This window comes from Xanthomonas axonopodis, assembly GCF_001304695.1.
Taxonomy (GTDB): Bacteria; Pseudomonadota; Gammaproteobacteria; order Xanthomonadales; family Xanthomonadaceae; genus Xanthomonas; species Xanthomonas axonopodis.
The window spans coordinates 1-24,043 of sequence record NZ_JFAQ01000137.1 but is presented as its reverse complement, the minus strand read 5'-3'; the positions used below and the strand labels follow the sequence as shown (position 1 = coordinate 24,043).

Sequence of the window (24,043 nt, the reverse complement as noted above, 5' to 3'; positions counted from 1 at the left end):
GCTTGCACCACCATCGCTGCGAAGCACTTATCCTCGCATCTTTGGAACTTGATCAGCGTTGCCTTAGTTGGCCTCGCGCCGTTGGCGGTGGCCTATTCCATCGCCGGCACCATGGACATCGGTCTCACGGCCGAGATGTGTGGTGGAGAAGAAGGCAACGACACGCTGCATTCCCCAGCCAACGGCGGCCAGCCGGATGAGCCAAATTCCACCTGCCACCTCAGCGCCATGCACCGGCATCACCGGGCGACCCGCGCCTCGATCGAAGGCCTCACGTTGTCCATCCATGCATTGGCGCCCGGCGTCGCGCTTACTACACGGCCAGGCGCACGCCAAAGGCGCCGGTGGGTTCAACGCGCTGCCGGCACCCATTGCGCGTGGTACAGCTGCCAATCCTTGCCCTGCAATCGCCAACCGGTGGTGACCTGGTAGGTCTGCGCCTGATCGGGCACCCAGCGCCCGTTGCTGCCAGTCAACAGCGTGGAAAAGCGCACCGTGGCGGTATCACCGCCCAGCGCCACCTTGACCGGCCCCTTGGTCACGCCGATCTGTTGGTTGCCCAGCATCTGCACTTGCATCAAGCGCCGTAACCCGGCGGCGTCCAGCCCGTTTTCGCCAACAAAATCCTCGGCCACCGGCGCCATCGCATCGCCGATCTGGCGCGCCTCGATCGCCTGATGCATCTGCTCCAGCGTGGCGCGCAGACGTCGTTCCGGCGCGGCACGCGTGCACCCGAGCAAGAACAGCATGCAAAACCCCACCCCACACCACGCGCCACGGCACTTGAATACCGCTCTGCATCACACTTCGCCTTTTCCATCCATGACGGTATGCTGCCAGCTGTTGTAACGCCGTGGAACACACTGCGGCGCGTTGAGAACACCCTGGAGGGGGGCAGATGAATCAGGCACGTCCTTGGTTGCAAAGTTATCCGGCCGGCGTTGCTGCCGAAATCGATCTTGAGCAGTTCCGCACGGTGGCCGAGGTGTTTGCCACCTCCGTGCAACGCTTCGCCGACCGGCCTGCGTACCACAGCTTCGGCAAGACCATCACCTACCGCGAGGCGGATCAACTGGTCGAGCAATTCGCCGCTTACCTGATTGGCGAGTTGCAGTCGAAGAAAGGCGACCGCGTCGCCTTGATGATGCCCAACTGCCTGCAATACCCCATCGCGACCTTCGGCGTGCTGCGTGCCGGCTTGACCGTGGTCAACGTCAATCCGCTGTACACCCCGCGCGAACTCAAGCACCAGTTGATCGACTCCGGCGCCAGCGTGCTGGTGGTCATCGACAACTTCAGCACCACCGTGCAGCAGGTCATCGCCGACACGCCGGTCAAGCAAGTCATCACCACCGGCCTGGGCGACATGCTGGGCTTCCCGAAGGCGGCGCTGCTCAACTTCGTGGTCAAGTACGTCAAGAAGCTGGTACCCGATTACCGCATCAACGGCGCGATTCGCTTCCGCGAGGCGCTGGCGCTGGGCCGCAAGCACCGCGTGCCGACACTGCAGATCGAACCGGACGACATCGCCTTCCTGCAGTACACCGGCGGCACCACCGGCGTGGCCAAGGGCGCCATGCTGACCCACCACAATCTGGTCGCCAACATGCAGCAGGCGCACCAGTGGCTGGCGGGCACCGGCAAGCTGGAAGAAGGCCACGAAGTGGTGATCACGGCGCTGCCGCTGTACCACATCTTCGCATTGACCGCGAACGGCCTGGTCTTCATGAAGATCGGCGGCTGCAACCACCTGATCAGCAATCCGCGCGACATGCCAGGCTTCGTCAAGGAGCTGAAAAAGACCCGTTTTACCGCGTTCACCGGCGTCAATACGCTGTTCAACGGCCTGCTCAATACGCCCGGATTCGATCAGGTGGATTTCTCCTCGCTCAAGATGACCCTCGGCGGCGGCATGGCCGTCCAGCGTTCGGTCGCCGAGCGCTGGAAGAAAGTCACCGGCCTGACCTTGGTCGAAGCCTACGGCCTGACCGAAACCTCGCCGGCCGCGTGCATCAACCCGATGGACCTGAAGGACTACAACGGTTCGATCGGCCTGCCGATTCCGTCCACCGATGCCTGCATCAAGGACGACGCCGGCGCGGAATTGCCACTGGGCGAGATCGGCGAGCTGTGCATCAGGGGCCCGCAGGTCATGAAGGGCTACTGGAAGAAACCCGATGAAACCGCCAAGGTGATGGACGCCGAAGGCTGGCTGCATACCGGCGACATCGCGCGCATGGACGCACAGGGCTTCGTCTACATCGTCGATCGCAAGAAGGACATGATTCTGGTGTCCGGCTTCAACGTGTACCCCAACGAGATCGAGGACGTGATCGCCGAAATGCCTGGCGTGGTGGAAGTGGCCGCCGTCGGTATGCCGGATGAGAAGTCCGGCGAGATCGTCAAGGCGGTCATCGTGAAGAAGGACCCGGCCCTGACGGCCGACGATGTGAAGGCGCATTGCCGCGCCAACCTCACCGGCTACAAGCAGCCGCGCGTGATCGAATTCCGCAAGGAGTTGCCCAAGACCAACGTCGGCAAGATCCTGCGCCGCGAGCTACGGGACGCTCTGAAGACGTAATACCGCTTATGCCGCAGCCCGAAGGCGTTCAGCCTTCTTTGACGCCCGCATTGCCGCAAGGCCTTGCGGGCGTTAGCTTCTGCACGCATAGAATCCGGTGTCGGCGCACGCTCACGCGTTCAACCTTATCTCCGTCCGAAAGGCGGCCGGCCGGACGGTTATCACGGAGAACCACCATGTCTGCAGTTCAACCCTTCATTCGCACTAACATCGGCTCGACCCTACGCATCATCGAAGAACCGCAGCGTGACGTGTACTGGATCCATATGCATGCCGACCTCGCCATCAACCCGGGGCGTGCCTGCTTTTCCACGCGTCTGGTCGACGACATCACCGGCTACCAGACCAACCTTGGTCAACGACTGAACAACGCCGGCGTGCTGGCCCCGCATGTGGTGCTGGCATCCGACAGCGATGTGTTCAACCTGGGCGGCGACCTGGCGTTGTTCTGTCAACTCATTCGCGAAGGCGACCGTGCTCGACTCCTTGAATACGCCCAACGCTGTGTACGCGGCGTTCACGCGTTCCATGTCGGCCTCGACGCACGCGCGCACAGCATCGCCCTGGTGCAGGGCAACGCGCTGGGCGGCGGATTCGAAGCGGCATTGAGCTGCCACACCATCGTCGCCGAGGAAGGGGTGATGATGGGACTGCCCGAAGTGCTGTTCGACCTGTTCCCGGGAATGGGCGCCTACTCTTTCATGTGCCAGCGCGTCAGTGCGCAACTGGCGCAAAAAATCATGCTCGAAGGCAATCTGTACTCCGCCGAGGAGTTGCTCGGCATGGGCCTGGTCGATCGCGTCGTGCCGCGCGGTCAGGGAGTGGCGGCCGTCGAACAAGTGATCCGCGAAAGCAAGCGCACACCGCATGCCTGGGCGGCGATGCAGCAAGTGCGCGAAATGACCACGGCGGTGCCGCTGGAGGAAATGATGCGCATCACCGAAATCTGGGTCGATACGGCGATGCAGCTGGGCGAAAAGTCATTGCGCACCATGGACCGTCTGGTCCGCGCGCAATCGCGCCGCTCAGGGCTTGACGCCGGCTGATGCGTCGGCGGGCTATTCGCGACTCCGGGGAGAGCGTTCGTCGTCGTTGGCGCCTTGTACGCGCGCGGCGAGCGCATCCTTTCCGGTCTGCAGCTGGTCGCGCAACGCCGACAGCCGCTGTCGCCATTCGGCCTGCAGTTGCCAATCGGCCATGCGCATCAGCTCACCGCCGCTGCCGGCCAGCTGGGCCAGGCCCAGATTGCTGGCAACGCCGCGCAATGCGTGGGCGCTTTCGCGCAGTTGTTCCCAATCCGAGCGCATGCCATCGCGCTCGATCGCGCCCACGCAGTTGAGCGCATCATCCAGACATTGCCGGACGAACTGACGTTCGAATTCTTCGCCCATGCCCAGCGCAGCCAGTTCGTCCAGCACGCTGGCATCGAGCACGCCTTCGAAACTGGTCGATGCCTGCACTACCGTCCCCGGCGTTGCCAGTACCCGGGTGCTGACAGCGAGTTCGGCAAGCGTATCGAGCAGCCTGGTAGCCACCACGGGCTTGGCCAGGAACGCACGCGCGCCAGCTTGTTCGCAGGCGCGGATTGCTTCTGGCGTGACGTCGGCACTGAGCACCACCAACGGGGTGTAGCGCATGCCGCTGGCCTGCATCACGCGCAACTGCTTGAGCATGTCCAGGCCGCTCATGCCGGGCATGTGCAGATCCACGATCACCGCATCGAAATCCTTGTCGGCCATCGCGTCCAGCACCTGCTCGGCGCCGTTGACGCACATCACCTTATGCCCTGCCTTCTCCAGCAATCGCTGCAACACCATGCGATTGGCTGCATGGTCGTCGGCCACCAGCATGCGCATGCTCCGCACGCGCGTGCGGTGACGCAGGAATGGGTTGGAGAAGGCAATGACGTTGGAGGCTTCCAGCTCGTCAGGAGTCTCCAGCAGCGCCCCGACCGGCGAGCGAGCCGGCGCGGCCGTCTCAAATACGCCGATCTCCAGCGGCAACTCGAACCAGAACACGCTGCCGCCGGAGGGATTGGGCGCAAAGCCAATCGCGCCGCCCATGGCCTCGACCAGGCCCTTGGCGATCGTGGTGCCCAGGCCGGTGCCTTCATAACGGCGCGACAACCCCACGTCCGCCTGCTCGAACGCCTCGAACAGGCGCGGACGCATGTCCATCGGCACGCCGATGCCGCTGTCCTGGACATCGAAACGCAGCCGCACCGTGTCGGCGCCATTGCCGGAGAGCCGCGCGACCCGCAGCAGCACATGCCCGTGCTCGGTGAACTTGACCGCATTGCCCAACAGGTTGAGCAACACCTGGCGCAGATGGCCGGTGTCGCCCTTGAGCAGGTCGGGTACGTCGGTGGCGACCTCGGTGCCGTAATCCAGTCCGCGTGCCTTGGCCTGCGGCTGCAGAATCATGTTGACCGAGCCGATCAGGTCGCGCAGCGAGAAATCGCGGCGATCGATACGGATCTTGCCTGCCTCGATCGCAGAAATGTCGAGCACTTCTTCCACCAGCGACAGCAGGCTGCGCGCCGAGGCCTGAATGGTATTCAGGCATTCCTTCTGCTCTGCATTCAGACGCGTGGTGGCCAGCACTTCGGTCATGCCCGCCAACCCATTCAGCGGGGTGCGGAATTCGTGACTAATATTGGCCAGGAAGCGGCTCTTGGCCTGGTTGGCATGCCGCGCCTCGCGTACCGCACGCGTCATCGCACGCAACAACGAATCGAAGTACAGCGGCACGGCGATCAACCCCAGCAACAATCCCCAGCTCAGAGAGGGGTTGGCCTTCCAGTACGGCGAAATCAGGATGGCACTGAGAAAACTCAGGCTGGCCATCGCCGTGGCGGCACGCAGATAGGGACTGCCGTAGCGAAAGCCATTGCCGATGGTCACCCACATGCAGACCGCATACAGCGGCGAAGCCGGTTCGCCCTGGATTGCCATGATCGCGCCGGCGCAGGTGTAGTCGAGCACCATGCCGATCAGGCGCCGCGTGTGCGACACTTGCGGCCGCAGCAAGATTGCCACCATCAGTCCCAGCGACACCACCAGCTCGCCCACCAGGATCAACCAGGTGGCCATCAACATGTCGCCGTGGGTGTGGTGGTAGCGCCAACCCAGGTAGGAGATGAACAGCATGGTGATGATGATGCGGATCAGGTTCTGCGCGTGTTCCGAATCCGCCCGCCCCGAAAGACGCCGCGTCAACCATGGCAATGGAGACTTCATAGACGCCTCAGACCTGCGGTCGCTTCGATGGGGAAGAAAGTGGGCCGCGCGTTACTGCAGCATCGGCGCCATGGACATACACGGCGATGCGCGCATCGGCATCAGCACTGTCCTGCATCAGCCGCAGCAACGACAGGGGAATGACCACCAGCGCCGCCAGCAGGGCGATCCCGAGCTCGATCCGCTGTTGCCAGTACGGACTGTTGGCAAGCGTCGCCCCGAAACTGAGGACGGCCATGGCCACCGCCGTGTGCAGTGCATGCCTGCCAAAGCGCAAACCATTGCCGATCGTGACCCACATCACCACGACGTAAAGGCAGGCCATCGGAGCGGCGAACCAGGTCAACGCCAGACTGAGCAGGCCATAGTCCGACAGCATGCCGAGCGTCCGGCGCAGGTGCGAAGGCCGCGGCCTTGCAACGATCCATGCAAACAGCAGCAATGCTCCACCATGCCCGACCGCGATCAGGTGCAGCAATCGCCGCAGATGGCCATCGCTCAGTTGCCAATGCGGGGCGCAGACCAGCGTGTAGGCCAGGATCAGCCAGAGCATCACGATGCGCACCAGCGCCTGACCGTGCTCGCTGTCGGGGCGCCTTGCGAGTTGCCGACGCAGCTGGGCAAGCGCCGCCCTCACCTCACACCCCGGGTCGCGCCGATGCGGTGGAAAACTCGCCACAAATCTGCTCCAGCTGCGCACGGCCGCGCAACAGCGCATCCACGCAACGCGGGTCGAACAGGCGGCCACGTTGGGCATACAGATAGGCCAGCGCGGCGTCCATGGTCCAGGCTTCCTTGTACGGGCGCGGCGACAGCAGCGCGTCGAACACGTCGGCCACCGCCACGATGCGTGCTTCCAGCGGAATCGCCTCACCGACCAGGCCATCCGGATAACCGGTGCCGTCATAACGTTCGTGGTGACGCAGCGCAATCAACGCGCCGACCTGGATGAAACGGTTCTGGCTGCCGCTGAGCAGCTCATAGCCGATGCGCGGATGGCGCCGCATCACGCTCATTTCCTCGTCGGTGAGCTTGCCGGGCTTGAGCAGCACCGCATCGGGAATGGCGATCTTGCCCATGTCGTGCAGCGGTGCGGCCATCTCGATGATGCGCACCTCCTCTTCCGCCAGCCCCAGTTGCTCGGCGATCAGGCCGGCCACGTGCGACATGCGTTCCAGGAACGCACTGGTGCCCGAATCGCGATACTCGATCGCGCGCGCAAGCCGCGACAAGGTTTCGCGCTCGCGCTCCTCGACCTCGTTCATGCTGGCCAGCAGGCGCTGCTCCAGCGACAACGCGCGTTGCTTGACGCTTTCGCTCTGTTGGCGCAATTGCAGCAGGTTGGAGCAGCGCGCCCGCAACTCGCGCGGACGGATCGGCTTGACCAGAAAGTCGATCACGCCGGCTTCCAGCGCTGCCTGACGGATCGGCTGCTCGTCGCCGACGATGGTGATCAGGATGATCGGAATATCACGGTGGCTGGGCAGCCGGCGCAGCCGACGTGCGAATTCCAGACCGTCCATGCCCGGCATGCGGTAGTCCAGCAGCAACAGATCCACGCGCCCGGCTTCACACCAGGCCAGGGCGTCGAGCGGATCGCCGAAGTCGTAGACCTTGAGCTCCGGCGCAATGTCCTCGATGACATGACGCAGCATCGTCCGCGCGGACATCTGGTCATCGACAATGACGATGTTCAATCCCAGATCCGCCTTTTCCGCCCAGCTTCCCCATGTATCCATCGACAATGCGCCGCCCGGCCCCCCTAAAACATCCTGCATAGCCGTTGCTCCTCTATCTCGAGAACGGAAAAGCGATGACCCCGGACCCTGTGCCGACTCCCCCGAACGATACGCTGCTCGAAGCTTAGCCCTAGCATATGCAGTATCTGTGCCGTCGGCACACCGCCGGCACAAAAAAATCAGGCTTCCGGACGCATATAGGGGAACAGCAGGACATCGCGGATCGAGGTGCTGCCGGTCAGCAGCATCACCAGACGATCGATACCGATGCCCAGGCCGCCGGTCGGCGCCATGCCGTACTCCAACGCACGGATGTAATCGGCATCGAAATGCATCGCTTCGTCGTCGCCGCCGTCCTTGGCCTGCACCTGCGCCTGGAAACGTGCGGCCTGGTCTTCGGGGTCATTGAGCTCGGAGAAGCCGTTGGCCAGCTCCTTGCCGTTGATGAACAGCTCGAAGCGGTCGGTGTACCCCGGCTCGGTATCGCTGGAACGCGCCAGCGGCGACACCTCGACCGGGTGGTCGGTGATGAAGGTCGGCTGCACCAGGGTGTGCTCCACGGTGGCCTCGAAAATCTCCAACAGCAGCTTGCCCCAACCGTAGGACGGCTTGACCCGGATCTTGAGCCGCTCGCAATGGCGCAGCAGCGCCTCGCGGTCGATGCAGTCGGAGGCGCTGATCTCCGGGTTGTGGTGCCGGACGGCATCATCCATGCGCCATCGCCGGAAAGCCGGCGCCAGATCGATGTCGGCACCATCCCAGCTCACCTGCGTGGTCCCCAACACCGACTGCGCGGTGTCGCGGATCACCTGCTCGGTCAGGTCCATGATCTGGTGGTACGTGGCATAAGCCTCGTAGAGCTCGAGCATAGTGAACTCGGGGTTGTGCCGGGTCGACACGCCTTCGTTGCGGAAATTGCGGTTGATCTCGTAGACGCGCTCCAACCCACCGACCACCAGGCGCTTGAGATACAGCTCGGGGGCAACGCGCAGGTACAGGTCCAGGTCCAGCGCGTTGTGGTGGGTGGTGAACGGCTTGGCCGTGGCGCCGCCGGGAATGTAATGCATCATCGGCGTTTCCACTTCCAGGAAGCGGCGCGCGTCCAGCCAGGCACGCATGGCGCGGATGATCTTGGAGCGCTTGATGAAGACCTCGCGCGCCTCCGGGGTCACGATCAGGTCGACGTACCGCTGGCGGTAACGCTGCTCAACGTCCGACAGGCCGTGCCACTTGTCCGGCAAGGGGCGCAGCGACTTGGTCAGCAGGCGCAGCGCGCTGGCCTTGACCGACAGCTCGCCGGTCTTGGTACGGGTGAGCCCACCCTCCACCGCCACGATGTCGCCCACATCCCAGCCCTTGAATGCGGCATAGGCATCACCGAGCACATTGCCCTGCAGGAACAGCTGCACGCGCCCGGATTCGTCCTGGATCTGCGCAAAGCTGGCCTTGCCCATCACCCGCTTGGCCATCAGCCGGCCGGCCATCCTGACCGTGCGCCCGCTGGCTTCCAGCGCTTCAGGGGTCCAGGTGTCGGCGTCGGCGAATTCTGCCTGCAGGTCGCCGGCAAAGTGTTCGCGCACGAAGTCGTTCGGGTAGGCGATGCCCTGCCCGCGCAACGCGCCCAGTTTCGCGCGGCGCTCGGCGATGAGGCTGTTCTCGTCGGCGGGGATCTGCGGCGCGGGGGTCTGCTCGGTCATGGCGGGATCGGTCTGCTTTAGGTTGGGCGGGTGCCCGGTGGGGAATGAAGAACCGGCGGTGCCGGCACCCTCATTAGAATGATGATGTGACGAAGGCAGGCGGTCACCGCGTTACCCGGAAGCCGCCGTGCATTACCACCGCTGCCTCACAGGCACTGCAGCGGTGCGCCAGGATGCCGTCGCGACGGCAAGCTGGCGCGGCGGTCAGGCATCCAGGCGTTTGGAGCCCGCTGCCAGACCGGCCTTCAGGCTGGCCTCGACGAATTCGTCCAGATCGCCGTCCAGCACCTTCTGCGTATCGCTGCGTTCGATGCCGGTGCGCAAGTCCTTGATGCGGCTCTGGTCCAGCACGTAGTTACGGATCTGGCTGCCCCAGCCGATGTCGGACTTGGTCGCTTCCAGGGCGTCCTTCTCGGCGTTGCGCTTCTGCACTTCCAGCTCGTACAACTTGGCGGCCAGCATCTTCATCGCGTTGTCGCGGTTCTGGTGCTGGCTGCGACCGGTCTGGCAGGCGACCACGGTGTTGGTCGGGATGTGCGTGATACGCACCGCCGATTCGGTCTTGTTGACATGCTGACCGCCGGCACCCGAGGAGCGATACACGTCGGTACGCAGGTCGGCCGGATTGATGTCGATCTCGATGTTGTCGTCCACTTCCGGCGACACGAACACCGAGGTGAAACTGGTATGCCGGCGGTTGTCCGAGTCGAACGGCGATTTGCGCACCAGCCGGTGCACGCCGATCTCGGTCTTCAGCCAGCCGTAGGCATATTCGCCCTCGATGCGCACGGTGGCCGACTTGATGCCCGCCACTTCGCCACCGGAGACTTCCATCAACTCGGTCTTCCAGCCGCGCGACTCGGCCCAGCGCAGGTACATGCGCAGCAGGATTTCGGCCCAGTCCTGCGCCTCGGTGCCGCCGGCGCCTGCCTGGATGTCGACAAACGCATTGGCGCTGTCCATCTGGCCGGAGAACATGCGCTGGAATTCCAGCTTCTCGACATGCGCCTGGTAGGTGTCCAGATCGGCGATCACCACAACCGCAGTGTCTTCGTCCTGTTCGCTTTCGGCCAACTCCAGCAGGTCGCCCGCATCGGCCAGGCCCGACAGCACATCGGCAATGCCGAGCACGGTCTTTTCCAGCATGGAACGCTCGCGGCCCAGGGCCTGCGCGCGTTCGGCGTCGTTCCACACGTCCGGGCTCTCAAGCTCCCGGCTGACTTCCTCTAGACGCTCTTTCTTGGCGTCGTAGTCAAAGATACCCCCTGAGCGAGAGCACGCGATCGTTCAGATCGGTGATGCGCTGGCGGATCGGGTTGGTTTCGATCATGACGGAGTTCCGGCAAACAAGCGGGCTAGTTTAGCAAGCGGGCGGCGGCGGCGAAACGCGATGGAACCCTGGCCGCGCATGCTGCAACACCTGCGACACCCCAGGCGCCTGGCTGCCTCGCGCGACCGCAGGTTCCGCCGATGGCCAGCATCGCGCGTCGGTGTCGCAGCAGCTGCGACCTGGCGGCGCCTGGGCCAGGGACGAATGTGGGACCAGACGCCGGTTACCCCGGGCACGCAGCAGGGTTATGCCACCAGTGCGTCGGGTCTGGGCGCAGCGGCGCCCTGCCCTGCATGGGTACGCAAACCGGCCAGGTGGCTGCGACTGCACGGCAGCACGCTGGCATCGCGCAGATGCACGCGCGCGTCGCCGGAATCGGACGGCTCGATCGCCTACACCTGCCCCAAATTGACCAGATAGCTGCGGTGGATGCGCACGAACACTGCCGGGTCCAGCTTCGCCTCGATTGCCGCCATGGTGCTGCGCAACGGGTAATCGTGACCGCGCACATGCAGGTTGACGTAGTTGCCCGAGGCCTGGACCCACTCGATATCGGCGGTAGCGACCAGAAAATCGCGTCCCAGCTTGCGCACCAGAAAACGCTCCGGGCGGTCCAGCGGCTCCACCGGCGGGCCTTCGTCAGGTGCGGCGAGCAGGTGCGCCTCGCCCTGACGGCGCCGTGCGTACCAGGCCAGTGTGTGCTGCACCGCCACCAGTAGCGCAAAGGTACGCAGGTCCTTGGACAGCTCGTAGACCCACTGCAGCCAGACACCGAAATCGTAGTGCGCGCCGGCCAGGGCATAGACCAGCATGCGCAGCACCACCATGCCGGCAACATGCAGCAGCCACCAGCTCAGTGCAGTTGTTACATACGCCGGCAGGCGTCGCACCCAGACATCGGCATGCAACGGCCAGCGTGCGCAGAGCCACACCACCGCCGGCAACAGCAGCAGCGCTGCGGTGGCGCTGCTCAGCTCCCAGCTCAGCACCTGCCACACCACGATGGGCTTGCCATCGCGGCGCGCGGCAAGCCAGGCGGTCCAGACGTTGCCCAGCGCGCTCAAATAGAACACAGCGACCAGATCACCACCACCCAGCGCGTGGCAGCGCGGCCGGCGCTGTCGTGGAGGATTGGCGGGCGCGGCCCGGTCGATTGCATGGCACACGTCCGCAGTTGGCAGCTGCCGATCATAGAGGCCTGCGCTACAAGGCGAAACCGCCATCCCTGCCGGCCCCATTCGTCCCTGGGTGGGCACAACTGGTCACCGCGGGCCGGGCTTTCCGCCCCTGACACCACTGCTGGAGCGGGGCCGCGGACAGGATGCAGCCACTCCTTTCCTCTACCACGTGGGCATGGCCTATGTGGCCGACTGGGGCTTCCACCTCAAGAGCGTGCACACGGCCGAGTGGTTGCAGTGGCCGATGATCGTGCTCAACCGGTGGCGCATGCCGTTGTTGTTCATGATCTCCGGCATTGCGATCGGGTTGTCGTAGCCGCAGGCCGCGCCGTGGCGCTTCGCATTGCGTCGCTGCGGGCGGTTGCTGCCGCCCCTGCTGTTCGGCATGTTCGTGGTGGTGGCGGTGCAGGCCTACTGCCAAGGCGTGAGCAACGGCAAGCTCGCCACCGGCTTCGGCAGCTTCCTGCTGCGCTACTGGCAGATGCGCCCGTGGCCGGCCGGCAGTTTCGATGGCTGGGAACACGGCATCATCTGGAATCACCTGTGGTACCTGGCCTACCTGCTGCCCTACACCGTGGCCTTGATGGCGCTGGTGTCGCTGGCCAAGCTGGTGCGGCTGCCGACCTTACCGGCGCTTCCCGCCGCGGTGGTGGTACCGGCCCTGCTGGTGTTGCCGATCCTGTGGGAAGGGTTCTGCGTGATGTGTGTGATGCCGCGCCATCCGCCGACCCATGCGTTGATCGGTGACTGGTTCGTGCATGCCGAGTCGTTCCCGCTCTTCCTCTTGGGCTATCTGCTGGCGCGCAGCGAGCGCTTCTGGCAGCTGGCCGTGCAACTGCGCTGGCTCACCCTGGTCGCTGCGGTGCTGACCATCACCGCCGAGTTGGGCATCCGTTATCTGGGCATGCACATGCAGCCTGCGCAGCTGCCGCCGGCACTGGACGCGCTGCCATTGGGAACGCCTGGAACATGCCGCACGCGCGGCCTATACCTGGCTGGCGCTGCTGACCCTGCTGGGTTGGGCCAAGCAGCGTCTGAACCGGCCGTTCGGCTGGCTGCCTTATTGCACGGAAGCGGTGTTCCCCTGGTACATCCTGCATCAGAGCCTGATCATCGTGGCGCTGTACTGGTTGATGCCGCTGCAGTTGAACGCCTGGCTGGAACCGGCGCTGGTGATCGCGGCCACGGTGATCGGCTGTCTGGCGCTGCATGAGTATGTGATTCGGCGGGTGCGTTGGCTGCGGCCGTTGTTCGGCTTGCGTGGACGCACGCAGGCGGTGACCCGCCAGCTCGGTGCTACGGCAGTTGCGTCGTAAGAACCTTGGGGACGCACGTTGCTTGCAACGTGCGATTCGTTGGGCGGGCCATCTCAGCACGCGCCATCTGGCGCAATCCACGCTGCGCGCCGGGATGCGTTTGGAAACGCCATGTGCCCGATCTGCTCGCACCGCGGTATTGCTCGCCCCGATTGCCGCTTCGCCGATTCCGTGGCTGGCATCAATCCCGATCACGGCGATCGGGACGATGCCTGATCCGCTTTCAACAATAAGCCGAGCCATCGCTTTCAGCAGCCCAACGGCCGATCTCCATCGGGATCACGCCAGGTGCGAATGTCACAAACCTAGGTGGCGACAAGACCGCAGATCAGCCAGTGACTGTCGCCGGCTCGCAATGCTCCACGATCAACTGCACTGCCGTGCCGCCGCGGTAGTCGTCGGCGACCAATCGATACGCCAGTCGCACCAGGCGCGCGGGATCGCTGCCGCGCCAGCCGTTGAAGTGGATGGCATTGAGCGGTTCCGCGCGTCCGGGGTACCGCAGGGTCAACTTGAGGTGGCGCTCCTTGAGCACGCGGTGCTGCAGCACCTCGAACTGACCATCGAACAGCGGCTCGGGGAATCCCTGCCCCCACGGACCGGCCACGCGCAGCGCTTCGGCGTGCACGTGGTCGAGTTCGTGCGCGGACAGTTCGCCGTCACTGTGCAATTGGGCATGCAGCAGCGAGGCATCCACCATCGCCATGACCTGCGACTGAAAAGCCTGCTCGAACATTGCCAATGCGGCATGCTCGATGCTCAATCCGGCTGCCATCGCATGGCCACCGAACTTCTGGATCAGCCCGGGGTGCCGCGCGTCCACCGCCGCCAGCACATCGCGGATATGCAGGCCGGGAATCGAACGTGCCGAACCACGCAACTGGCTGCTGCCCGGCTCGGCCGGTGCCAGGGCGATCACCGGACGGTGCAGGCGGTCCTTGAGCTTGGAGGCCACCAGACCGATCACGCCAGGATGCCATTCGGCATCGAACAGGCATGCGGCAATCGGCAATGCACCATCGGCATCCAGTACTACCTTGTTGACGGCGTGCTCTGCATCGTCGGTCATCAACTGCTGCACCGCGCGGCGCTCGGCGTTGATCTCTTCCAGCGTGCCGGCGATCTCGCGGGCCTGGCTCCAGTCTTCACTGAGCAACAGTTCGATACCCAGCGCCATGTCCTCGAGCCGACCGGCGGCATTGAGGCGTGGCCCAAGCGCAAAACCGATATCGCCGGCACCCAGCCGCGTCACATCGCGGCCGCTGGCATCGATCAAGGCACGCAACCCGATGCAGCCCTTGCCCTCGCGCAGGCGACGCAAGCCGGCCGACACCAGCGCGCGGTTATTGGTGTCCAGCGGCACCAGATCGGCAACGGTGCCGACTGCGACCAGATCCAGCAGCACCGACAAATCCGGTTCGGCGCGCTCGGCGAAGACGCCGCGTTTGCGCAACACGCTGCGCAATGCGAGCAACACGTAAAAGATCACCCCGACCCCGGCCAGGGTCTTGCTGGGGAAGGTGTCTTCGGCCAGGTTCGGGTCGACGATCGCATCGGCCGGCGGCAGCACCTCGCCCGGCAGATGGTGGTCGGTGACCAGCACCGTCCAGCCGCGCGCCTTGGCTGCGGCGACGCCGGCGTGACAGGCGATGCCGTGATCGACGGTGACCAGCACATCCGGATGCAACGCCGCCAGTTCGTCGACCAACGCAGGCGACAAGCCATAGCCATGCACCATGCGATTGGGCACGGCGTGGTGCACGTCCAGCGCACCGAGCATGCGCAGGCCGCGCACGCCGACTGCGCAGGCGGTGGCGCCATCGCAGTCGAAATCGCCCACCACCAGAATGCGCCGTTGCTGCGCGATCGCATCGGCCAATAGCTCGGCGGCCAGGCCGCTGTTGTGCAGCAATTCGGGCGACAACAACTGGCCCAGTCGCGGCTGCGCGCCTTGTGCATCGGTGACACCACGCGCTGCATAGATGCGGCGCAGCAGCGGCAACATGGTATCGGGCCAACTGCCGGCCTGCCCGGAAGGGCGCCGGACGATCTGCGGACGCGACGTCATTGCGCCAGCTGCACCCGCGGCGTGCGCCAGAAACGCCAGCGCTGCGCATGCGTGAGCGCTATGCTTTCGCCGTCCTGGAAATCCAGCACCAACCGATCCAGTTCGCCGCGCGCCATCGCCGCCAACAGCGGCGCCACCGCATCGTCGCTGAACTGCTGCAGCGAACGCAGATGACGCAGATCCACCAGCGCATCGACGCGTTGTTCGCCCTGCGCATCGGCACCTGCCGCCAGCGCCAGCGCCCGTAGCAGCGATTCGCGACTACGCACCTGGCGATGCGGCGAACGCACCGCGTGCGGCAGGACGCCGCCACCCCAGAACCACAGCGAATTGATGGCCGGCTTGCCGCTGGCGACGCGGCCTTCGTTCCACGGATGCTGATGCAGCAGCACCTGCGCTTCGGTCAGCAAGGCCCGCCAGCGGCGCCCGCTGTCGCCGGCCGGCAGGTGCTCGAACAAGTCGTCGCCGATGGCGACATCGGGCGGTGCGAAGTCCGGCAATTTCGCATCCGGCGACAGACGCAGATACCAACGCGATGGCGTGGGCGCATCCAGCAAAAAGCCGGCATCGCCGAACATCGGCTTGAGGATGGGCAAGAGCGCCGCCAGATCGTCGGCGGTGGGGCCGAGCGCCTCGCCGTAGCCCATCAACCTCGCACCCTGCATGTCCGGCACCACATAGGCCGGATCCGCGCGCACCCAGGTGGCGCCGGCGGCATCGCCAGCATCCAGCTGGCGCGTCAACGCGGCCACCGGCCAGTGCGCCGGGGTCAGGCTGAAGTGGCGCTGCAATTGCGCCACTTCGCCGGCATCGGCGGTGTGCCCGTCGGCGCGCGCAAGCGCACGCGCCACCGCCGTGTCGCCCAGCGTTCCGGGCAGGCGGCGTTTTTCCGGCAACAACAGCGTGGCGGTGGTCATCGCGCGCTGATGCCGGTCAGTCCAGGTAAGCGACGCTGACGACTTCGTACTCGCGCTGGCCGGCCGGCGCATCGATGGTGACCGAATCGCCTTCCAGCTTGCCGATCAGCGCGCGCGCCAGCGGCGAGGAGATCGCGATCAGGCCCATCTTGATGTCCGCTTCCAGATCGCCAACGATCTGGTAGCGCTTCTCTTCGTCGGTCTCGGTATCGGCCAGCGTCACCGTGGCCCCGAACACGATCTTGTTGCCGGCCGACAATTTAGTGATGTCGATGATTTCGGCATGCGAGAGCTCGCTTTCCAGCTGCTTGATTCGGCCTTCGATGAAGCTCTGCTGCTCGCGCGCAGCGTGATATTCGGCGTTTTCCTTCAGATCGCCGTGCGCACGCGCTTCGGCGATCGCATTGATCACCTCCGGGCGCTTGACCGACTTCAAATGCTCCAGCTCTTCGCGCAGGCGCTGCGCGCCCTTCGATGTCATGGGTGCTCTCATGCTTGAAGCTCCTTGTGCAGTTCCTGCAGCGACCACACGGGGCCGGTGCCGCGGAATTCCAGCGATTGCACCAGCGCCTTGGCGCCGGCGACAGTGGTCGAATAGGTCACGCGATGCTGCAGCGCTTCGCGGCGGATCGAGAACGAGTCCGAGATGGCGGCGCGACCTTCAGTGGTGTTGACGATGTAGACGATCTCGCCGTTCTTGATCGAATCGACGATGTGCGGGCGGCCTTCGGCCACCTTGTTGACGATTTCGCAGCTCAGCCCGTTCTGCTGCAGCCAGGCACCGGTACCGCGCGTGGCCACCAGCGTGAAGCCACGCTCCACCAGCGCCTGCGCCACCGGCAGCACGCGCTGCTTGTCCGGGTCGCGCACCGAGACGAAGGCCTTGCCCAGCGGTGGCGCCTTGATGCCGCCGGCTTCCTGCGCGCGTGCGAACGCGGCGCTGAAGCTGCGGCCCACGCCCATCACCTCGCCGGTGGAGCGCATCTCCGGCCCGAGGATCGGGTCTACGCCCTGGAACTTGGCGAACGGGAAGATCGCTTCCTTCACCGAGTAATAGTCCGGCACGATTTCCTTGGTGGCGCCCTGCTCGGCCAGCGTCTTGCCAGCCATGCAACGTGCGGCGATCTTGGCCAGCGGCATGCTGATCGCCTTGGAGACGAACGGCACCGTGCGCGAGGCACGCGGGTTCACTTCCAGCAGATACACGATGTCGTCGCCCGCCTCGTTGACCTGCACCGCGAACTGGGTGTTCATCAGGCCGACCACGTTCAAGCCTTCGGCCAGCATCACCACCTGGCGACGCAGTTCTGCCTGGGTTTCCGCAGAGAGCGAATATGGCGGCAGCGAACACGACGAATCGCCAGAATGCACGCCGGCTTCTTCGATATGTTCCATCACCCCGCCGATCAACACGTTGCCGTCCTTGTCGGCAATGACGTCCACGTCCACTTCCACCGCGTTGTCGAGAAAGCGGTCCAGCAACACCGGCGAATCGTTGGAGACCTTGACCGCATCGCGCACATAGCGCGCCAGGTCGGATTCGCCGTAGACGATTTCCATCGCGCGGCCGCCCAGCACGTAGCTCGGGCGCACCACCAGCGGGTAGCCGATTTCGCGCGCCAGCACCAAGGCTTCTTCGGCATTGCGCGCAATCCGGTTCGGCGGCTGCTTCAGGCCGAGCTTGTCGACCAGCTGCTGGAAACGCTCGCGATCTTCGGCCAGGTCGATCGAGTCCGGCGAGGTGCCGATCACCGGCACGCCGTTGGCCTCCAACGCACGCGCCAGCTTCAGCGGGGTCTGGCCGCCGTACTGCACGATCACGCCCTTGGGTTTTTCCAGCTCGACGATTTCCAGCACGTCTTCCAGCGTCAGCGGCTCGAAGTACAGACGGTCGGAGGTGTCGTAATCGGTGGAGACGGTCTCCGGATTGCAGTTGACCATGATGGTCTCGAAGCCATCATCGCGCAGCGCAAGTGCCGCGTGCACGCAGCAGTAATCGAACTCGATCCCCTGGCCGATGCGGTTGGGGCCACCACCCAGGATCATGATCTTGTCGCGATCGGTCGGCAGCGCCTCGCATTCGTCCTCGTAGGTCGAGTACAGATATGCGGTGCTGGTGGCGAATTCGGCAGCGCACGAATCCACGCGCTTGTAGACCGGGCGCACCTTCAGCGCGCGGCGCAAGGTGCGCACCGATTCTTCGTTGCTGCCGATCAGCTGCGCCATGCGCGCATCGGAGAAACCGGCACGCTTGAGCATGCGCAGGCGCGGTGCATCCAGCGCGGCCATGCCGTCGTCGGCCAGCTGCTGTTCGTGGCTGATGATTTCTTCGATCTGGTCCAGGAACCAGGGGTCGATGAACGACAGCGCATACACATCGGCCACCGTCATGCCGGCGCGGAAGGCGTCGGCGACGTAGAACAAACGCTCCGGGCCCGGTGCCTTGAGCTCGCGCTTGAGCGTGGCGATGTCGTCTTCGCTGCTCAGGTCCAGGCCGGTCGGGTCCAGGCCGATCTTGCCGGTTTCCAGGCCACGCAGCGCCTTCTGCAGCGATTCCTGGAAGGTGCGGCCCATCGCCATCACTTCGCCGACCGACTTCATCTGCGTGGTCAGGCGCGCATCGGCCTGCGGGAATTTTTCGAACGCAAAGCGTGGAATCTTGGTGACCACGTAGTCGATCGACGGCTCGAACGAGGCCGGAGTCAGGCCACCGGTGATCTCGTTCTTCAATTCGTCCAGCGTGTAGCCCACTGCCAGCTTGGCGGCGACCTTGGCGATCGGGAAGCCGGTCGCCTTGGACGCCAGCGCCGACGAGCGCGACACGCGCGGGTTCATTTCGATGACAACCACGCGGCCGGTGGTCGGGCTGATGCCAAACTGCACGTTCGAGCCGCCGGTATCCACCCCGATCTTGCGCAACACCGCGATCGAGGCATCGCGCAGGCGCTGGTATTCCTTGTCGGTGAGCGTCTGCGCCGGCGCCACGGTGATCGAGTCTCCGGTGTGCACGCCCATCGGGTCCAGGTTTTCGATGGCGCACACGATGATGCAGTTGTCCGCGGTGTCGCGGACCACTTCCATCTCGAATTCCTTCCAACCCAGCACCGACTCTTCCACCAGCACTTCGGTGGTCGGCGACAGCTCCAGGCCGCGACCGACGATCTCGATCAGCTCTTCGCGGTTGTAGGCGATGCCGCCGCCGCTACCGCCCAGGGTGAAGCTGGGCCGGATGATGGTCGGGTAGCCGACGCGGGTCTGGATCTCCAGCGCTTCTTCCAGCGTGTGGGCAACCGCGGCCGTCGGGCAATCCAGGCCGATCTCGCCCATCGCCACGCGGAACAGCTCGCGGTCTTCGGCCATGCGGATGGCCTCGCGCTTGGCGCCGATCAGCTCGACGTTGTACTTTTCCAGCACGCCGTGGTCGGCCAGATCCAGCGCGCAATTCAGCGCGGTCTGCCCGCCCATGGTCGGCAGCAGGGCATCGGGCTTTTCCTTGGCGATGATCTTTTCGACCGTCTGCCAGTTGATCGGCTCGATGTACACGGCGTCGGCCATGTTCGGGTCGGTCATGATCGTGGCCGGGTTGCTGTTGACCAGCACCACGCGGTAGCCCTCGTCGCGTAGCGCCTTGCACGCCTGCGCGCCGGAATAATCGAACTCGCAGGCCTGGCCGATGACGATCGGGCCGGCGCCGATGATGAGGATGGTCTTGAGATCGCTGCGCTTGGGCATTTTCTTCTTCAGGCCTTCATAAGTTTTTGAATCGTTTCGATGTCCCCATCCTTGCTGAGCATTTCGAGGGAATTGATTTCCGCGCAGACGCAATGGAATACGTCGAACTTGCGCTTATCCAGCTTTACATCGGTCTGGCGAGCTTTACGGAATACTTCCGCAGCACGTATGGCCTCTTGACCCAGTACCTCGAACTCTTTCATGTCGTTGAGGATGGCGTTCACATTCTCGACATACGCCTCCTCCATGCCACGCAACACTTCGTATCGAATCAGCGGGGAGATCGCGATCTTGACGTCCGGATCTGCGACCAGGGCCTCGAACGTCGACAGCGACGCTTCGTGAGCCGCGTTGCCCTCCTCCCCGTCCAGTGCACCGATCAGAAGGTTGGCATCGAGCAGTACCAGACGGGTCATGCCTGCTTCCCAACCCTGGCGATCGCGGCGCTGCTTGACCAGGTCCAGCAATGCACGCTTGGTAGCGGACTGGTCTTCGCTGACCAGCGCTTCGCGCTTGAGTCTATTGAGATCGACCCCAAAAGTCTCTTCAAGCACATCGGCAAATGCCTTCATGTTGGGCGAGTCGATCACAGACGATCTGACGACTCCGTCCGCCACATCGCGCTCAAGCAGATAGGCCTCGCCTTGCTCAAGTTGGGTCAACACCAGCGGCGAATGAGTGCTGATGAAGAACTGCGTGTTCGGAAACAGCGCCTTCAGGTGTCTGACGATGTTGACCTGCCAACCAACGTGGAGATGACTTTCGATCTCGTCGATCAGCACTACACCCGGCAGGTTCTGCAGATCCTTGGAGTTGCTGAAGCCGGCATACCCCGAGATGATCGCTTGAAACAGTTTGACGACCGAGGCAAACCCCGAACTGAGTTCACCCAGCTCGATCATGCGGCCTTCCACACTCAGATAAACACGCTGCGAGCCGTCTATCTGCAGGCGCTCGGCGTCCACGCGCTGATCGATGCAATGCAACAGCTTCAATACCGACTCGATCTCGTTGCGCAGATTGTCCTTTTCCACCTGAAAAGGGTTGACTGACTGCGCACGTTGTATGAACCACACGCGGATGTCCGCATCCATGCCGGCAGAACGCAACGAACCGCTCCCGCACTCTTGGAACAACAACTCAAAATGCTTGGTCCTGCGTTCCTCGAAGTTTCCCAATGCCGCAATGGATATGGGCTGGCCTCCCACCGACGAACGCCCAACGGCCCAAATGTATACCAAGGGTCGCGAATGACGCATTGCCTGTGAGGCAAAATTTCTTACTTGGATATGCGGCTGAGAAGGCTTATCGAGATACTGCGCATCATCGATATAGATCTTGGATGCGGGCACGCATTTTTCTGGATCGACGCCCCAATCACCTTTGACCCGCAAAAACTGCTCATTGGTGAATAGCAACGCACCATAGATTGCTTCTAGCGACTTCGTCTTGCCAACGCCGTTGACACCAAAAAGCACGCGCGCCCGGCTGGTTGCGTCGAACCGCAGCTCCACCTTACCGACTCCCTTCAAACCTTCAATGTCGATGCGATCAAGCATTGGAATCTCCACTGGGCCAACGGGATGCCGTGCAGTCATCAGGGCGAGCACATGGCCAGGCAACGGGGTTCAAGCTTTTGCTTCAGCCATCAGGTCCACAAACCGATCGAACAACGGCCCCACATCGCGCGGGCCCGGCGACGCCTCCGGGTGACCCTGGAACGAGAACGCCGGTGCGTCGGTCAGCGCGATGCCCTGGTTGGTGCCATCGAACAGCGACCGATGGGTCACCCGCACATTGGCCGGCAAGGTGCTTTCATCCACTGCAAAACCGTGGTTCTGCGAGGTGATCATCACCCGGCCGCCGTCCAGATCCTGCACCGGGTGGTTGGCGCCGTGATGGCCGGTGGTCATCTTGAGCGTTTTGGCACCGGCGGCCAGCGCCAGCAACTGATGGCCCAGGCAGATGCCGAAGGTCGGCACCTTCTGCGCGATCAGTTCCTTGATCGCATCGATCGCGTAGTCGCACGGCTCCGGGTCGCCCGGGCCATTGGACAGGAACACGCCATCGGGCTGCAGTGCCAACACATCGGCCACCGGCGTGCGCGCCGGTACCACGGTGACGTCGCAGCCGCGCTCGGCGAGCATGCGCAGGATATTGATCTTGACGCCATAGTCGTACGCAACGACTTTGAATGTTTGCCCCTGTGCGGACGTTCCAGCAGTCAGAGCGCCGAGGCTGAGGAAGGCATCGGAGTTCAGATCCAGCGAACCTTCCTTCCAGTTGTAGCTGCTCTCGGTCGAAACCACCTTGGCCAGGTCCATGCCTTTCAGGCCGGGGAACTTGCGTGCGGCTTCCAGTGCTTTTTCGAAGTCGATCTCGCCGGCCATCAGCGCGCCGTTTTGGGCGCCCTTCTGCCGCAGCAGGCGGGTCAGCTTGCGGGTGTCGATGCCGGAGATGGCGACCACGCCGCGGGCCTGCAGCCATTCCGGCAAAGCCACCTGGCTGCGCCAGTTGCTGGGGCGGCGCGGCACATCGCGCACGATCAGGCCGGCCACCCAGATCTTGCGGGCTTCGTCGTCCTGGTCGGTGAAGCCCGTGTTGCCGATATGCGGATAGGTCAGCGTGACCATCTGGCGGGCGTAGGAGGGATCGGTCAGAACTTCCTGATAGCCGGTCATGGCGGTGTTGAACACCACTTCACCGACGGAAAGCCCGTTGGCGCCTACGGATTCGCCCTCGAACACGGTGCCGTCTTCGAGGACAAGGATTGCGGGTTGGGTCACGTGGGGGTCTCGCTCTGGCTGCCTGGGACTCCGATGCGCTCCCGGCCAAATTCCGGTTGCAGCAAAGCGCGGACGCGGTGCTGGGGACCGGTCCGACGCTGGTTCGGGCAAGCGAGAATTGTAAAGGCAACTGCCCTGCCATGCCAGTCTGAAGAGCACCGGATGCAGGCGCGGCAGCAACGCCGAGGCATGAACAGGCCGCGGAGTGCGGCTGCCGTTCATGCATGACTGCGGGTGTGCTTACAGCACCAGATCGCGCACGCGGTAGCTGCCTTCCGGCTTGCCGATCAGCCGCTTGGCCGCATGCAAGGCACCGCGCGCGAAGATGTCGCGATTGGTCGCGCGATGCACCAGCTCGACCCGCTCGCCAAGCCCGGTGAATTGCACGGTGTGTTCGCCGACGATGTCGCCGGCACGCAGGCTGACATAGCGCGGCTGAGCGCCGCTGCCGGTCGCTGCTTCACCCAGCGTCAACGCGGTACCGGAGGGCGCGTCCTGCTTGTGCACGTGATGCGCTTCGAGGATATCGCAGTCCCAACCCGGCAAGGTGCCAGCCGCGCGCTCCACCAGCTCCGTCAGCACCGCAACGCCGAGACTGAAGTTGGACGCCCACACCAGCGCAATCTGCTGGGCGGCATCGCGCAAGGCCGCACGTTGCGCCTCGTCGAGCCCGGTGGTGCCGGACACCAGCGGCTTGCCACGCTGCGCGCACAACGCCAGGATCGGTGCGAAACCCTGCGGCAAACTGAAATCGATGGCCACATCAAACGCAGGCGCGCCGCCCAGTTCGCTGGCGGCGAAGAACGGCACCCCATCGACCACGCGCTGGGACGGCGAGCGGCCCACCACGGCGCCGACCACCTGCAATGTCTGGTCTTCGGCGGCCAATCGCAGCAACGCCTTGCCCATCCGCCCGGAGGCGCCGTGGATCAGAACTTTCACAGCAGAGGTTGTCATGGCGGCGGCTGGCTTGGCGTGTGGGTGCTACACGATAGCCGGGATTGGGGGATTGGGATTAGCGATTCGTCACTGCGGTGCCGCACTGCGCACGATGCGGGGTTGCGCGGTGATGCGACTGGTCGCTTTCGAGGCGGGCGACGAGGCGTGGCGAACGGCTATTGGATGGGTAGCGACGAGTGGAGAGCCGCAGGAATGCAACTGGACTCTGCCCACTTCGCGAGCTGGCACGCCCCCGCCCATGTGAAGCAGTGATGTCGGCCGCTCTAAGGCAACGCTGATCAAGTTCCACAGATGCTAGGATAAGTGCTTCGCCGCGACTGGAGGTGCAAGCCGATGAAGCAGCGGACCTTGGCAATGTCAGCTGACCAGGGCAACGGGTTTGAACAGTCCCGTCGCCCGTCGCGGCGCGATGCGTTCCTGGCACGGTTGGAGACGCTGGCGCCGTGGAGGGCACTGTGCGCGGTGATAGCCACACACTATCCCAGGGCGGGGAAAGATCG

At 64.1% G+C, this 24,043-nt stretch carries 14 protein-coding genes and 4 pseudogenes; 4 read left to right on the top strand and 14 right to left on the bottom strand.

The features are described 5' to 3' along the window. Nucleotides 1–350: 350 nt before the first annotated feature. Nucleotides 351–801 (bottom strand): annotated as a pseudogene (locus tag XAXN_RS12990) (hypothetical protein). A 97-nt stretch (nucleotides 802–898) separates the two neighbouring features. Here XAXN_RS12990 and rpfB point away from each other — a divergent pair. Both rpfB and rpfF read left to right on the top strand, forming a co-directional pair. Continuing rightward, complete coding sequence (gene rpfB, locus XAXN_RS12985) at nucleotides 899–2,581, top strand: fatty acyl-CoA ligase RpfB (protein ID WP_054319840.1); 1,683 nt, start codon at nucleotides 899–901, stop codon at nucleotides 2,579–2,581. 176 nt (nucleotides 2,582–2,757) lie between these two features. Further along, nucleotides 2,758–3,627 carry a diffusible signal factor synthase RpfF gene (gene rpfF / locus XAXN_RS12980; RefSeq protein WP_054319839.1) on the top strand — a complete coding sequence of 290 codons (870 nt, stop codon included), beginning with the start codon at nucleotides 2,758–2,760 and terminating at the stop codon, nucleotides 3,625–3,627. A 12-nt stretch (nucleotides 3,628–3,639) separates the two neighbouring features. Here rpfF and rpfC read toward each other — a convergent pair whose 3' ends face one another. The 6 genes and pseudogenes from rpfC to XAXN_RS12950 all read right to left on the bottom strand — a co-directional run bounded on the left by rpfC (nucleotide 3,640) and on the right by XAXN_RS12950 (nucleotide 11,778). Further along, nucleotides 3,640–5,820: a sensor histidine kinase RpfC gene (gene rpfC / locus XAXN_RS12975; RefSeq protein ID WP_054319838.1), complete on the bottom strand. Its 2,181-nt coding sequence runs from the start codon at nucleotides 5,818–5,820 to the stop codon at nucleotides 3,640–3,642. A gap of 7 nt (nucleotides 5,821–5,827) precedes the next feature. Next, nucleotides 5,828–6,457: an RpfH protein gene (locus XAXN_RS12970; protein WP_042822234.1), complete on the bottom strand. Its 630-nt coding sequence runs from the start codon at nucleotides 6,455–6,457 to the stop codon at nucleotides 5,828–5,830. Nucleotide 6,458: 1 nt separating this feature from the next. Then, nucleotides 6,459–7,598, bottom strand: a complete 1,140-nt coding sequence (gene rpfG / locus XAXN_RS12965) for a cyclic di-GMP phosphodiesterase response regulator RpfG (RefSeq protein ID WP_054319837.1) — start codon at nucleotides 7,596–7,598, stop codon at nucleotides 6,459–6,461. 140 nt (nucleotides 7,599–7,738) lie between these two features. Further along, complete coding sequence (gene lysS / locus XAXN_RS12960; RefSeq protein WP_054319836.1) at nucleotides 7,739–9,256, bottom strand: lysine--tRNA ligase; 1,518 nt, start codon at nucleotides 9,254–9,256, stop codon at nucleotides 7,739–7,741. A 204-nt stretch (nucleotides 9,257–9,460) separates the two neighbouring features. Next, nucleotides 9,461–10,586, bottom strand: a protein-coding gene (gene prfB, locus XAXN_RS12955) for a peptide chain release factor 2 (protein WP_134980234.1) whose coding sequence is annotated in 2 segments (ribosomal slippage) — nucleotides 9,461–10,510 and nucleotides 10,512–10,586 — 1,125 coding nt in all. Because the reading frame shifts where the segments join, the coding sequence is not laid out codon by codon here. A gap of 245 nt (nucleotides 10,587–10,831) precedes the next feature. Then, nucleotides 10,832–11,778, bottom strand: a pseudogene (locus tag XAXN_RS12950) (LytTR family DNA-binding domain-containing protein). Between the two features lie 95 nt (nucleotides 11,779–11,873). On the opposite strand from XAXN_RS12950, the pseudogene XAXN_RS12945 reads away from it, so the two are divergent. After that, nucleotides 11,874–13,080, top strand: a pseudogene (locus tag XAXN_RS12945) (acyltransferase family protein). A gap of 328 nt (nucleotides 13,081–13,408) precedes the next feature. On the opposite strand, the gene recJ reads toward XAXN_RS12945, so the two are convergent. The 7 genes from recJ to dapB form a co-directional block, all read right to left on the bottom strand. Further along, nucleotides 13,409–15,148 (bottom strand): single-stranded-DNA-specific exonuclease RecJ, encoded by a 1,740-nt coding sequence (gene recJ / locus XAXN_RS12940; protein ID WP_054319835.1) that lies wholly within the window; start codon nucleotides 15,146–15,148, stop codon nucleotides 13,409–13,411. After that, nucleotides 15,145–16,065, bottom strand: a complete 921-nt coding sequence (locus XAXN_RS12935) for a hypothetical protein (RefSeq protein WP_054319834.1) — start codon at nucleotides 16,063–16,065, stop codon at nucleotides 15,145–15,147. Before XAXN_RS12935 ends, recJ begins: the two co-directional genes overlap by 4 nt. 16 nt (nucleotides 16,066–16,081) lie before the next feature. Next, a complete protein-coding gene (greA, locus tag XAXN_RS12930) occupies nucleotides 16,082–16,546 on the bottom strand; it encodes a transcription elongation factor GreA (RefSeq protein WP_170922320.1) in 465 nt (154 codons plus the stop codon). 8 nt (nucleotides 16,547–16,554) lie between these two features. Then, complete coding sequence (gene carB, locus XAXN_RS12925) at nucleotides 16,555–19,797, bottom strand: carbamoyl-phosphate synthase large subunit (protein WP_054319833.1); 3,243 nt, start codon at nucleotides 19,795–19,797, stop codon at nucleotides 16,555–16,557. 8 nt (nucleotides 19,798–19,805) lie between these two features. Next, nucleotides 19,806–21,356 carry an AAA family ATPase gene (locus XAXN_RS23165; RefSeq protein WP_241148205.1) on the bottom strand — a complete coding sequence of 517 codons (1,551 nt, stop codon included), beginning with the start codon at nucleotides 21,354–21,356 and terminating at the stop codon, nucleotides 19,806–19,808. A 69-nt stretch (nucleotides 21,357–21,425) separates the two neighbouring features. Next, nucleotides 21,426–22,583 carry a glutamine-hydrolyzing carbamoyl-phosphate synthase small subunit gene (gene carA / locus XAXN_RS12910; RefSeq protein WP_054319832.1) on the bottom strand — a complete coding sequence of 386 codons (1,158 nt, stop codon included), beginning with the start codon at nucleotides 22,581–22,583 and terminating at the stop codon, nucleotides 21,426–21,428. A gap of 240 nt (nucleotides 22,584–22,823) precedes the next feature. Continuing rightward, on the bottom strand, nucleotides 22,824–23,540 hold the full coding sequence (dapB, locus tag XAXN_RS12905) for a 4-hydroxy-tetrahydrodipicolinate reductase (protein ID WP_054319831.1): 717 nt from the start codon (nucleotides 23,538–23,540) through the stop codon (nucleotides 22,824–22,826). A gap of 336 nt (nucleotides 23,541–23,876) precedes the next feature. Between dapB and XAXN_RS23160 the strand changes: the two are divergent. Further along, nucleotides 23,877–24,043 (top strand): annotated as a pseudogene (locus tag XAXN_RS23160) (IS5/IS1182 family transposase); the annotation flags it as partial.

Excerpts from the sequence above, each read along its gene's own strand:
- rpfG (WP_054319837.1), bottom strand. The coding sequence starts at position 7,598 with ATGCAGGATGTTTTAGGGGGGCCGGGCGGCGCATTGTCGATGGATACA.
- lysS (WP_054319836.1), bottom strand. The coding sequence starts at position 9,256 with ATGACCGAGCAGACCCCCGCGCCGCAGATCCCCGCCGACGAGAACAGC.
- XAXN_RS12935 (WP_054319834.1), bottom strand. The coding sequence starts at position 16,065 with ATGACCACCGCCACGCTGTTGTTGCCGGAAAAACGCCGCCTGCCCGGA.
- XAXN_RS23165 (WP_241148205.1), bottom strand. The coding sequence starts at position 21,356 with ATGCTTGATCGCATCGACATTGAAGGTTTGAAGGGAGTCGGTAAGGTG.
- carB (WP_054319833.1), bottom strand. The coding sequence starts at position 19,797 with ATGCCCAAGCGCAGCGATCTCAAGACCATCCTCATCATCGGCGCCGGC.
- greA (WP_170922320.1), bottom strand. The coding sequence starts at position 16,546 with ATGACATCGAAGGGCGCGCAGCGCCTGCGCGAAGAGCTGGAGCATTTG.
- rpfF (WP_054319839.1), top strand. The coding sequence starts at position 2,758 with ATGTCTGCAGTTCAACCCTTCATTCGCACTAACATCGGCTCGACCCTA.
- dapB (WP_054319831.1), bottom strand. The coding sequence starts at position 23,540 with ATGACAACCTCTGCTGTGAAAGTTCTGATCCACGGCGCCTCCGGGCGG.
- rpfC (WP_054319838.1), bottom strand. The coding sequence starts at position 5,820 with ATGAAGTCTCCATTGCCATGGTTGACGCGGCGTCTTTCGGGGCGGGCG.
- recJ (WP_054319835.1), bottom strand. The coding sequence starts at position 15,148 with ATGACGTCGCGTCCGCAGATCGTCCGGCGCCCTTCCGGGCAGGCCGGC.
- rpfB (WP_054319840.1), top strand. The coding sequence starts at position 899 with ATGAATCAGGCACGTCCTTGGTTGCAAAGTTATCCGGCCGGCGTTGCT.